This window comes from candidate division TA06 bacterium, from assembly GCA_016208585.1.
Taxonomy (GTDB): domain Bacteria; phylum Edwardsbacteria; class AC1; order AC1; family EtOH8; genus UBA5202.
This window is the reverse complement of record JACQXR010000039.1, coordinates 29,580-42,224: the sequence shown is the minus strand read 5'-3', so window position 1 is coordinate 42,224 and position 12,645 is coordinate 29,580. Positions and strand designations below refer to the sequence as shown.

Annotated in this window: 11 protein-coding genes; all 11 read right to left on the bottom strand. The window is 44.7% G+C overall.

Annotated elements, in window-relative coordinates:
- Position 1: 1 nt before the first annotated feature.
- Positions 2–1,162: a glycosyltransferase family 4 protein gene (locus HY768_03215; GenBank protein MBI4726228.1), complete on the bottom strand. Its 1,161-nt coding sequence runs from the start codon at positions 1,160–1,162 to the stop codon at positions 2–4.
- Positions 1,163–1,366: 204 nt separating this feature from the next.
- Positions 1,367–2,302 (bottom strand): NAD-dependent epimerase/dehydratase family protein, encoded by a 936-nt coding sequence (locus HY768_03210; GenBank protein ID MBI4726227.1) that lies wholly within the window; start codon positions 2,300–2,302, stop codon positions 1,367–1,369.
- A gap of 30 nt (positions 2,303–2,332) precedes the next feature.
- Complete coding sequence (locus tag HY768_03205; GenBank protein MBI4726226.1) at positions 2,333–3,529, bottom strand: hypothetical protein; 1,197 nt, start codon at positions 3,527–3,529, stop codon at positions 2,333–2,335.
- A gap of 312 nt (positions 3,530–3,841) precedes the next feature.
- On the bottom strand, positions 3,842–5,053 hold the full coding sequence (locus tag HY768_03200; GenBank protein MBI4726225.1) for a glycosyltransferase family 4 protein: 1,212 nt from the start codon (positions 5,051–5,053) through the stop codon (positions 3,842–3,844).
- A 126-nt stretch (positions 5,054–5,179) separates the two neighbouring features.
- Positions 5,180–6,448: a T9SS type A sorting domain-containing protein gene (locus tag HY768_03195; GenBank protein MBI4726224.1), complete on the bottom strand. Its 1,269-nt coding sequence runs from the start codon at positions 6,446–6,448 to the stop codon at positions 5,180–5,182.
- 379 nt (positions 6,449–6,827) lie between these two features.
- A complete protein-coding gene (locus HY768_03190) occupies positions 6,828–7,940 on the bottom strand; it encodes a glycosyltransferase family 9 protein (GenBank protein ID MBI4726223.1) in 1,113 nt (370 codons plus the stop codon).
- On the bottom strand, positions 7,897–8,694 hold the full coding sequence (locus tag HY768_03185) for a class I SAM-dependent methyltransferase (protein ID MBI4726222.1): 798 nt from the start codon (positions 8,692–8,694) through the stop codon (positions 7,897–7,899). The genes HY768_03190 and HY768_03185 overlap by 44 nt, the downstream gene beginning before the upstream one ends.
- A gap of 6 nt (positions 8,695–8,700) precedes the next feature.
- Positions 8,701–8,946 carry a hypothetical protein gene (locus HY768_03180; protein ID MBI4726221.1) on the bottom strand — a complete coding sequence of 82 codons (246 nt, stop codon included), beginning with the start codon at positions 8,944–8,946 and terminating at the stop codon, positions 8,701–8,703.
- Positions 8,947–8,998: 52 nt separating this feature from the next.
- A complete protein-coding gene (locus HY768_03175; protein ID MBI4726220.1) occupies positions 8,999–9,682 on the bottom strand; it encodes an FkbM family methyltransferase in 684 nt (227 codons plus the stop codon).
- Positions 9,679–11,478, bottom strand: a complete 1,800-nt coding sequence (asnB, locus tag HY768_03170) for an asparagine synthase (glutamine-hydrolyzing) (protein MBI4726219.1) — start codon at positions 11,476–11,478, stop codon at positions 9,679–9,681. The genes HY768_03175 and asnB overlap by 4 nt, the downstream gene beginning before the upstream one ends.
- A gap of 54 nt (positions 11,479–11,532) precedes the next feature.
- A complete protein-coding gene (locus HY768_03165) occupies positions 11,533–12,570 on the bottom strand; it encodes a hypothetical protein (GenBank protein MBI4726218.1) in 1,038 nt (345 codons plus the stop codon).
- Positions 12,571–12,645: the final 75 nt, after the last annotated feature.

Sequence of the window (12,645 nt, the reverse complement as noted above, 5' to 3'; positions counted from 1 at the left end):
TTCACAAATTAACCAAAGTTATTTCCTGGCACAACCGGGCAAATTGATCGCCATAAGTATCCCACCCTTTAATAGAATTTACTCGTTCTAAAGCAGCAACGCTCATTTCTTCTCTTTTTTGACGATTCTGGGCCATTATTTCCAGTTTTTCCGTTATAGCATCGGAATCACGGATCGGTATTATAAACCCTTCCCTTCCATTTGTGAAAAGGTCCTCTGCGCCGGTATTAATGGAGCTTATCAAAGGACAGCCGCAGGCCATTGCGTGACCTTGGACCAAAGCCAATCCCTCTTCAATGCTTGGCAAGACCATAACATGGCTTTTGCTCATAATATATTTCAGTTTGTTATATGGTATCGGAGCCATTAATTCAACCTGTCCCATATCATGTCTTTTAAAAATAACATCCATCCCCGGAAAAGCGGATCCCACAATCCTCAGTCTTTTTTTTGAATGTTTAAATTTTGAAAAGCCCTTCAATAAATATGGAATGCCTTTTCGCAATGAAACCTGCCCAACAAATAAAACCTCAAAAACATCATCCGGTGGTTTATCAACGGGCGCAAACATATTCAGGTCCGCTCCATAAGGTATCTTTCGTATTTTATTGGGATTTACACCCTTTTCAATAAAGCTTTTCCGGACAAATTCAGATGGCACCGTAATAATATCGGACCGATAGTATTCCGCCCTCTCCCTTTCTATGGCCCGGGGGTCAATCCCGGGGAATTTTAATCCCCAATGGTTATATTCCTCATCCAGTATTTGTTTGGCATATTGTATATGGGTGGAACCCCGATCGCAGATATATTTTGCCCCCCGCTTCTGCGATATGCCGCCCGTCCGCAGGCCGGATCCCGATATTCCAATAAATACGTCGCAGTGCGGCAGTTTATTTGCAACATGCCTGTCCAATGTATTGGCCAGTGCCCAGGCCAGTTCCTTGTCCAAACGATCATTATGCATTCCAAAACGCCATTTTGCCATCATTGCCGTGTGGATCCATGGGAAGGTTTTTATCTTCTCCATGGGCAATCCCTCGTTCCGCAATTTCCACGAAGGATAACTTGAGAATATGGCTTCCAGCATTCCCCTTTTATGCAATTGCCTGGCTAAATGAAAATGATGAAACTTGCCGAAAACTGTTTGTACTATTTTCATGTGTTACCCTATTTAAACTGCTGATTTGAATTTTTCCTGGATTGCTTTCCGCCTCAGGCGGATCAGGCAAGAAGCCAAACTCGCAATGACGTTGGAAAAAACCTAATAACGATGATAAACAACCGATTATCTTTCAAGAAAGCACTTTTAGTCATTTAAAACTTGACCCGGGCGTCTACGCTTTTATTGCAAAGTTAGCAGCTATCATTTAAGCGTCTTCATCCATTCCCAGGTAAGGACAAGGCCTTTATCTAGATCCACACTGGGACGCCATCCCAATTCTATCTCTGCTCTACTTATATCAAGATAATTTGATGGAATGTCGAACTTACGTCCAGCTGTATATTCAATCACCGGCTTGATTCCCGTTATCTCGCTTATTGATGAGATTACTTCATTCAAAGTATGCGCCTTGCCGCTGCCTATATTAAAAATATGCGAATTCGTCGGCTTTTTTATCGCCAAAAGAAACGCACCCACTAGGTCATCGATATGAAAATAATCCCTGGCGATAGTGCCGTCGCCCCAGATCACGATAGGCTGGCCGGTAATTGTCTTCCACAAAAACACATTAACCGCCCCTAACTGCCCAAACTGGTTTTGGTACCGCCCGTATGGATTGGCTATCCGCAGAATCGTATATTTCAATCCGTAAAGTTCGTTGAACAATCTAAGATATTTTTCTATGGCAAGTTTTGATATGCCATATGAGCAGACGGGGTTGGTGGGATGAGTTTCAGGTATCGGCAGCGTCTGGGGGCGCCCGTAAATTGTACCTCCGGAGGAAGGGAAAATAATTTTTTGTGTTTTTTTCTGGCAGCACAACTCGAGCAGTTTAATAGTGCCAACAACATTGGTTTCTATATCATATACCGGATTGGCAACCGAGGTAGCCGGCAAGGTTGTTCCAATAAGGTGAAGGACCACATCAATTCCAGACAGCGCTTCATTAAGATCCTTTGGGTTAGTAAAATCACCCCCAATGAATTCAATGTGCTCCGAAACATCGGCAATATTGCTCAAATCAACATTGGGCCGGTCGAATATTCTAACCGCATCACCCTGTTCCACAAGGGATCTAGCGACGTTAGCGCCGATAAAACCGGCGCCTCCCAGAATCAGGCAACGCACTGACAATATACCCCCACTATGATTTTCGCATTGAAAGGCCTAACTATGCTTCAATTGCTTGTACAATAATTTAAAACACTCTCGCAAACCAATATATCGGTAGGCCGCTATAAAAATAACGGCGCCGATAATTAATGATTGCGCAATTATCATATACGGGGTCTGGTTGGTTAATCGGTCTTTAAACAATACAAATATTACTGTCAAGGCAAACAATGTTGACAACGTAGATACAATTGGCTTCAATGACATTTTAAAAAAGTCTATAAACAAATCATTATTATATTTATTAATAACCAACAATTGAATTGTTTCAACCGCCAACCATGTCATAAGAAAACCGTTCAAGCCTTTATATTTTATTGACCAAAACGACAATACCGTCATTGCAATGTACGTAACAAACATTATTATGGCCATCTTTTCATGTCGATTGGTCATGCTTTGATAATAAAATTTAAAATCCTTCAGGCATATGACGGCCGCTATGAGCATTAAAAATAACATTGGCTTAAAAACGAAAATATCCGTTCGCTTCATCCATACCTGCAACAACACCGGGCTGGCCGTAAATATGACTGTGTTAACAACGACCGCGGCCGAGATGGTCAGCGATTCGGCGCTTTGATACAGCCTTTTTAGATTTGCCCAGTCTTTTATTCCTTCCAAGCGGGTTATTTCAGGGCCAATCGATGCCTGGATCACCGAAAGGCCCTGCCTGACAAAGGAGAAAAGGGTGCGGCCTACCGAAAACACGATGATCGCCAGCGGCGTTTCAAAACGGTTCAGTATTAAGACCGGAAGCTGGTATATTAAAAAGTTGTTGAAGACGAACAAGGAAAAATAGAGGCTAGGCCTTATGATCTCCTTGGCTAATGACCATTCCATGCGTATCGGCTTTACCGAAACATCATTAAATTTCAATTTCAGGTCCAGCCAAACAGACGCCAGGCTTAGCAATGCCACCCCAAGCTGCAATAAAGCCAATATCATAAAAGATTGCTTTAAAGCAACTGCTGCAACCGTAACCGCCAGCATTGCCAGCTTCTGCAGATTGAGCCACATCACGCCCCGGTAGGCCCGCCCGATGGCGCGATAGGGCGATGCTAATTGACCCCATAAAATCAGAACCAGGATCTGAAGCGCCAAAAGGTATATTATTGCCGTAACCCTGGCCGACGGCACGGAAAGGGACAGCCACCGGCCGACCGGAAGCAGAAAGACTGCCAGGGCCAAGGCCGCCGCAGATGATATCGCTATCAGGGATATTAACAGTCCGGTAGTCTGAAAGCGGTGGAAATTGTCAAGATCGTTGTTGTGGTAAAATACTGTCAGCTTGTTGGCCACATAGGTCTGCAGGCCCAGGTCCAGCACGCTGAAAAAACCGATGGCAGCCGATAGCACCAGCCATTCGCTATAGCCTTTCACGCCATAGCTTGCCAGAAAAAGCGGCGGCAGCAACAGTTGCATCAGCAGCTGTAAAAACTGATTCGCCGCCAGGGCCGCTGCTGTCTTGGTTATTCTGCCCAAAATGCCGCTGGTCATAAATTACCCGGGAACGCCCGGCTTTAATCCCATGGCCTTACGTAGCCCGACAATGTCCTGTTCAATACCCCAAGATCCTATTATTTCACGGCTTTTCATGCCCAGAGAACGGGCAAGCTCCCTATCCCCCGTAATTTTTTTTAAAGCCTCGGATAATTGCCATATATCGCCTGCCTTAAAAATAAATCCGTTCCGGCCGTCCTGCACCAGGTCCGGGCCGCACCCCGCCTGGTCCGATACGATGACCGCCCTGCCGGCGCTCATGGCCTCATTGACCACCAGTCCCCAGGGTTCATAAACCGATGGCAGCACAAACACATCGCATAGCTCAAAATAGGCCGGAAGTTCGCTCTGATTCTTAAAGCCCAAGAACTTTATGGAATTCCACCCCCTAGCCCGGGCCTTCTCCTCGACAAAGGCCCTGGCCTCTCCCTCGCCAATAACCAGAAGATATGGATCCGGCTCGGCCTGGCCATCGGGCGAAAGCAGGATATAGGCGTCCAGCAAATCCTGGGCCCTCTTTCGTTGAGTCAATTTGCTGGCATAAAGTATCACCGGTCTCCGGGAATCGACGCCCAACTCACGGGCAAACTCCTGCCGTTTCGCCTTGGCTTCTTCGGACAAATGCCGGAAGTAATCGTTGTCCACTGCGTAGGGCATCATAAATATTTTCTCGGCAGGTATGCCATTTTGAAGGTAGTACTGCCGATTTAGCGTGCCTATGGCCATAAACCCATCGCATAGCTTGTTCAGCAGTTGAAAAAAAATGCGCTTCAGCATTTTTTTAATCGCATTTCTTCTGGCGCTGATGGGCGTAGCTTCGTCCCTTATCAATACCTTTATCCCTGCGGACTTTGATTGGATGATGACCCAAAGGTTATACCAGCGGGCATAGCCATTGATAAAAATAGCATCAATGTTCTTTTTCTTTAAACGTTTCAGTAAACCATAGTTGAAGGGTCTCAACGTCGTCACGCTGTTATTACCGTCTACGATGGGCAGGAATTCATAGGAATATCCGCTAAGTAGATCAGTATCCCAGGCAATTTTTTTACCAAACCCCGGATCCTTATAGCCTCTTACTGATAGATCGCTGCAAAAATACACCGTTAAATCTATATCCTCCTCCTTAGCGATTCTTCGCAACAAAGGAGCTTGATATTGTATGGGATGGGTAGCCAGGAATGCCAAACGTTTTTTATCTTTGATTTTCAACGGTCATCTCCGGGTGACGTACTTTTATATTCGTCAGGTTACTTCTAAAAGTGGTAGGCCGGTCTAAAACAAAATGCTAAAACGTAGCGGCATAAACAGCTCCCCGGCAGATTTTTTAGGGAGCGCCTACCTGATCAATATCATTTTTTGCACGGCATTAAAATCATCCGCCTCCAATTTATATATATATATCCCGGCCGAGACCTTTCTGTCTTCATCATCCTTGCCGTCCCATACCGACACATGGGCGCCTGGAGGCATGTTCCGATCAATCAATGTTCTGACCTTTTGCCCCAACGTGTTATATATATCCAATTTTACGTGCCCATTTTTAGCTAACCGATATTCTATCCTTGCAATATTTGATACTGGGTTTGGATAATTTTGCATCAGCGCATTGTAACTTTCTTTGTCCGGCAGCACAGTATCTTCAGATACTGCAGATACTGCGCCTTTTTTAAGCATGTAGAAGGTATCCGAATTAACCACCTCAAATAATGTGTCTCTGCGTATGAATTTTTGTTTGGTTATATATACAGTACTGTCTCCTATCTGCAGAGTTTTAGCCCTTACTCCCCCGTTTACATCCAATCTTGCCAAGGGGGTTGTCGTCCCGATACCAACAAAACCATCTGCATTTCTGATATATAAATCATGCCCTCGGGTTATGTTATATATGGAATAATCATAGCTTCCAGCCATTATTCTTTGGCTCCATATATTAGCGCCGCCCATAGCATATATAACCTGAATATCTTTCGTGGCAGGCAGGGTTTGGTTTATATAGTAGGCACGGTCATCATTCATAGTATGTTCAATGCTTTTATTATTAATGATTATGCTGCCGATGGCCCGCAAAATAAAATATTGGAAGGTAGATGTTTTATCAAAAAAATTTATTTCGTCGGCACAAAAAGATAGATCCACCAACTCGTTCTCAACCTGCATTGATGAAGATATTGGCCTATAACTATTGCCTGTCTCGCCACCGAAGATCCAATGCCGCTCCAACAACGTTTTGCCTACTTGGGGAACAAAGCGGTGTTCCCAACTGTCGAAAACCTGAGCTTCCCCGGCTATTTCTCGTGCCCCGCCGTTCATTACATTCCAGCCCAGATATGCCGTCGGGTTATACCTGGCTCCTGCCGGGTTTTGGTGTAGCCCCTGGGCCAAGTTAAAGTTGACATAGCCGTCATTTGACGGCGATTGCAGCAATAGTTTATCAGTATCCTGGTTGGCAAAAAAGATCTGTTTTACACTGTCAACGGAATTGTTCAGGTATGCTGTCCACGGATTGGCAGGCTTGTTTTCCAAATTGGCCGCTTCGGGGATTTGACTTCCCCAGGCGGCGGTAACAAAAGAAAACCAGCCCAATAGAAAAAACAATTTTCTCATTTTAACACCTATCGCTTTTTCAATGGTTAGTGAATGACTATGGCCTTACGGCCATAGCATCTTAGTCTTGATCTCAGACTTCGTCGGTCCTGCTTTGCAGGATTCACTTCATCTACGCCCTAACGGACATAGTATTCCGAAGGAAGAATAAATTTCTCAACTTTGGAAAAAAAACTAATCGAGTCATTCTGAGCGCAACATCAAGCCTTACAATCGAAGCGCCGCCCTGAAATGAGTGCCATGCATGGCTTATGAAGGGAATCTGACAAAATATATTGATTTTTCAATGGCAAAGCAAGGAGTAATTCTCAAAATGACGTAGACCTGGTAAATTTGCCAAAGTTCAGTAAATTCATTAGACAGTGGTCCATAAAGTATTTTAAGAACTGGTTGATTTTAGAACCTTTTCAATTTTTAAATATACTTTATCTACCGTTGTCATTTTTATACATTTGTTGTCTTTTGGGCAATTATCCAATAAACACCCCTGGCATTTAATACTATTAAAAAGAATATTTTGTCTGCTCCAATAAGGAAACCAAATGCCCGGTTTTGCTCGAGAACTAAATATCGCTACAATCGGAATCCCCTGTGCTGCGGCTAAATGCATTGACCCGGAATCATGTCCGATGTACACTGCCGCTTTTTTTATAATTGCGGCAGCTTCTCTGGGTTTGGTAAGACCGCATAAATTTATTTTATCATTCTTCCAAAACCTGCCAACACTATCACAATAATCATATTCATCCTTTGCGCCAATAAATACTACGGCATAGTCATAGAATTTCTCGGATAATTTGGCAATCAAATTTTGCCAGTTTGATTGCCCCCAATCCTTCGATTTTATCTTAGTGCCCAATCCAAAAACAATAAATTTTGAGACCGCTCTATTTTGTTTTAATAAATTATCCGCCTTATGCTCTTCCTCCTTTGAAAGACGTAAACTCCAATTCTCCATCAACTCCAAATGCGCATCACCCAACACGGACAAACACCGTGCCAATCTTTCCGTTTCATTTTCATACAAACCATTTGCTTCATCAAAACTGTTATTTAATTTGTCCGCAGACAATGGAGCGCCGATAATGCATTTTATGCCGCAGAAGTAAAAGAAAGCTGTGTCACGGTAAATTGAGAACCGGCCTCGGGGCTCGGTTAAATATATAAGTACATCAGGATTATAATCCCTTATTCTTTGTCTTAAACCATATATATCCTTCAAGTTCCTAAGTCTTACTTGATAATTAATGTACTGATGAACCAAGCCTGATCCATCAAGCAATGATTTTACTGAAATAGCTTTGCTATCAGTAACATTGGCTGATAAAACTGCAATTCCAGCGCTTGGAAAAACACGCTGAATGAGATGAAAAAGCGGCAAGGCAATAACTGTATCGCCAAGGCTACCTAATCTATAAATTAATACTTTACGTGCACCCAGTAAGTTCTTATTTTTTCCGAGCAACGATGCAAATCGTATCCTCTTGTCCATTTTTGAAATTACCCAATAAATATTTTATAATTGCGACCGGCAGCAATAATAATTTTTCGATTTTTTTCTTTTTTAATCTATAGCCAGAACGCACCAATAAACTAAATCCATTTTTATCAATTGGCGCTACTGTAAAAACGGCATCAACATTAAATCCTTTTGCCATTAGAATATTTTTTAAAAAACCTACCGAAAAAATATACCTATGATACTTCGGAATGCCGTATCCGTGCCAACCCTTCTTATATATTTTAATCCACTTACTGTGTACATTCGGCGTTGTAAAAATCAGCATGCCGGTGCTATCCACAAAGCGTTCAATCTCATGAAAAAAAACATTTATATCATCAAAATGCTCAATAACATCAAAAGCCGTAACGCAAGAAAATTTCGACCTGATTTCATCGGGATGAAAAAATATATCGGGTGAATGAGATTTATTCTTCGCCATAACATATTTGTTTATATCTATCCCGATACAATCAATCCCCTTTGCTCTTGAATACAGCACATACGAACCGTCATTACAACCGAAATCAAGGCATTTTTTTTCTCCTATATATTGCTTGAAATATTTAAATAATTGTTTTGATCTAAATTGGGTCTCCTTAGATCGATAATTTTCAACATAATAATATTTTGCGTCATAAGAGCCTTCCGGAAGACTGCTAATAAGAATATCGCAATGCGTGCATTGCAAATATGATTCGGAAAATATTGATAAGTTATTGTCACAAAACTTACATTTATTCATACTACCTTAATAATTGTCCTTTATTATTTTCGCCCATTTTCTTAATCCCCTCGTCATGGAATTTTGGTTTCCCTTCATCAACCACTCCCTTACCGGGACCGAAAACCCGGTTTTCTTCCTGCTTCCAATATCCGGCGGCAGCATATCGGCAACGGTGGAAAGCAACGATCCTTTACCCAATTCACCTTTTGCTATTGACGGCAACAATGTCCGAAAAAGCTTGACATCAACCCAGGGCACCCTTATCTCCAAGGAATGTGCCATGCCCGCCAAATGCCTCGGTAGTAAAAAACAGCGCTCTCATTTATTTTCGCATAAACATTCTATACATATATCTTTTTAGACCCAGGGAAAAGCTTTTTACATTAAGCCATAACAGATCAATTGGTGATAAGGGAGCTAAATAACTATTGATGAAAAGAGTGTCCGTATATTTAAAAAAGGAGAAACGAATACAATAAAAGCCCAACCTGTTCAGCCTCTTAATCACCCTTTTTATTTTCGGTCTTTCCCTTATGTCAAGATGGTCATGGAATTCCACCGTTATTTGAACAATCTGTCGCAACATATCGGGTTTCACATTTTCAAGCACTCCGATTTCAGCTCTTTCAATATCCAATTTCAAAAAGTCTATCTGTTGAATATTACGTTGCTGACAAAAGCTTTCCAAGGTTGTTGTTTTTACCCGCCGAACATCCTGCTTCGGAGTTTCTTTGAATATTAAGCTGCTGCAAATATTTGTGCCTAAATTCAAGGGCATCTCGCCTATCTTATCTAAAATGGCAACGGGGAAAAACTGAGCCTTGGCTATTTGCGGAAGATGTATAAACAACCCCGGGTCAGGCTCAAAACCATAGATAGAACACCCAATGTTCATTTCTATCCACTTGGAGAAATCGCCATGATTCACCCCGCAATCCAATAATACGGAATTATCATTCAGCCAATCGCAGATGAATGTATGATCGCAGACTCGGACCAATTTCATATATTAACCCATTTATTGTGTAAAAGTCTGGCCCAATCTCTCAATCCCCACGCCTTGCGGCGGGCCGGGATTTCTTCCATCAGCCAGTTTCTGACCGGAACCGAGAAACCGGTTCTTTTTCTGCTTCTTATTTCAGGCGGCAATGTGTTGATGACGCTGGAAAGCAATGAGGTTTTATCCACTTTCCCCCTTGCCATGAACGGCAACAGGGCCCGGAAAAGTTTTACATCCACCCAGGGCGCCCTAATCTCCAGGGAATGGGCCATGCCGGCCCAGTCCGAATCCTTCAAAAGCTGGTTTTTCATATACCAGGAGAGCTCCAGCGCGGCAACTTTCAGGCGGGGAGCCTTTATCGGCTCCACTGCGTTCTCCAGGCGGTTTAATAAGTTCAAATCGGCCCAGCCCCTTTCGGCCTCATCTTTTCCCATTAGTCCCGGCAATTCCCAGGGCATAAAAAGCCCCCTTCTTAAGAGATATGCCCCGCCATAAGACCCCCCGTATTCAAAAAGCCCGGCATATTTGGGAGAGATAAAAGATTTTAACATCGGACTAGCCAGCCGGCGGATATTTCCAGCCAATTTGCGATGATCCTTCCAGCCTTTGAACCAAGCGGTCATTTGGGGAATATGCCTGAAGCTGGAATAGCTGCCGCACAGTTCATCTCCGCCTAGCCCAGACAATGCAACTTTTAGTCCTATCTGAGAGGCCGCCCGGCTGACAAAGTAAGTGTTGACTCCGTCGATAGAGGGTTGATCCATGGCTTCCAGCAGTTTTTCCAGTTGCCCGGTAAAATCGCTCCGGGATATCCAACTTGAAGTATGATCGGTCTCTAACAAAGCGGCCGTCTTTTCGGCCAGAGGGACTTCGTCGTTTTCTTTTCCCTTAAATTCGGCAAAGCCCAGGGTCACTGTTTTGATATCGGCTTTATGCTCGGAGGCCAAAGCAGCGATTGTGGTGGAATCTACTCCGGATGAAAGAAACACCCCCACCGGCACGTCCGAAACCAAGTGATAATTTACGGAATCCCTGAAGGCTGACTGTAATTCTTCCACGGGGAGAGCCGGTTGAAAGGATTCCTTAAAAGATACTTCGGCTCCGGTTAATTCATTAGTCAGCTCGAAATACTTTATGTCCCGTTCCCGGCCCGATCGGCCGATCATTTTGGCAGTCCCGGCCGGCAAAGCCTGGATGCTTTCAAATGTAGTGTGGGGCTCCGGCACATACCCCAGGGTCAGAAAACCGGCCTGCCCAGCCTGGTCTGCCCGGCTTGAGATCTTGCCTCCGGCCAGCAGGGCCTTGACTTGGGAGGCAAAACGGAAATATCTGCCGTCCCTTGAGTAATACAGCGGTTTTATGCCGAAATGATCCCGGGCCAGGAAAAGGCGCTTATCACTGTCATCCCAGATGGCCAGGGCGAACATTCCCCGCAAAGAATCCAGCATGCCGGCGCCCATCTGGGCATACAGGGCCAGCAAAACCTCGGTGTCGCTGTTGCTCCTGAATTTATGGCCCGACCCGGACAGCTGCCTTTGCAGGTCCCGGTAGTTGTATATCTCGCCGTTAAAGACTATGGCGTATCGCCCGCTGTCGTCGGTCATGGGCTGGGACGCCTGCCGGCTCAGGTCTATGATGGAAAGTCGGCGGTGGCCCAAGGCCGCTTTGCGGTCAGGCGAAGTCCACAACCCCGCTTCGTCCGGCCCCCGGACGGCCATCCTGTCGCGTATCCTCAGCAGTTCTTTCGAATCCACCGGCGGTCCTTCCCGGCCGAGAGACACTATCCCGCAGATGCCGCACATTCTAAACAGGCCTCATTATCTGATTATGGAATCCGGCCGGCCGGTACCTGAAGTTCATCCCCGGAGCCTTTTGAAAACAGCGGACAGGTCCCGGGATATTGCCCGATATCCTTCCAGCTGGCGAAGCCGAACGATGATCCCGGATTTTTTAAGATGCTCGCCGGCCAGCAGAAAAAACAAACCCGAGACTAGGGCCAGAAGAAACACCGTCATCAGGGCTTTTCTCCTTACCGGGCCGCTCTTTACCGGCAGCGGCCTGGCCCTTTCAATGATATCCAGCACCGGGGTGTCCCTGACCTCCTGAAGCTTGGCGGTTTCGTATTCTTTGGTTAATAGCAGGTATAGCTCATAGCTGACATTTACTCTTCTGACCAGCCTCTGCTGCCTTAGCATGAGCATGGGTGATTGAGCTACGTTGCGGTTCTCTTCCCTGAACAGCCTCAGCGCCTCTTCGTATTTTGCCAGCGAATCGCCTGTGTCTTTCAGCCTTTTCTCAACGAATTCCCGGTTCATTTTGGCTTTATTGTTCCGGTACAAGATATTGTAATTATCAAGCTCCTCGACTATGGCATTCATTAGTTCCGCGGCTATCTGCGGGTCATCTACTTTTAAAGAAATATCCAGGCTCTTGATCCGGGCATCTATGCTGGTGGTCATGGCCCGGTTTAAAGCCAGATGAGTAAAGTATTCTCTCCGCGCCGGATCCTTTTCCTTTATCTTAAAAACCTCATGGAGCATTAGGGCGCGGTTTTTGCCGCTGTGAAAATAGACCCGCTTGCCGAGCATCTCGGACAGTATGCGGCTGCGCACTATCCGGAAAATGACCTGAGGAGAATTGATAATGACCTCGCCCGATGATGAATAACCCAGCTCCGAAGCCAGGTTCATCAGCCCCGAAAAGGAGCTTTTGCCGGCGGGCAGAATGGTGACTTGTGAAACGTAGTAATTGGGAGTTATTAGCAATACTGCGGCCGAAATTAACAGCGCCGCCCCCATGAACATCGCCATCCTTCTCCAGTTGGCCAGAATGATGTTGAGATAATGATAAACGGCTTCTTGATTAATGATGTTTTTACGGGTTTCATTATCCATCAATGGATTCTCCTTTTCATCGTTTTGATCCTCTTGGGGCATGTTTCAGGGGCCGGCCGGAAACCTATTATTGCT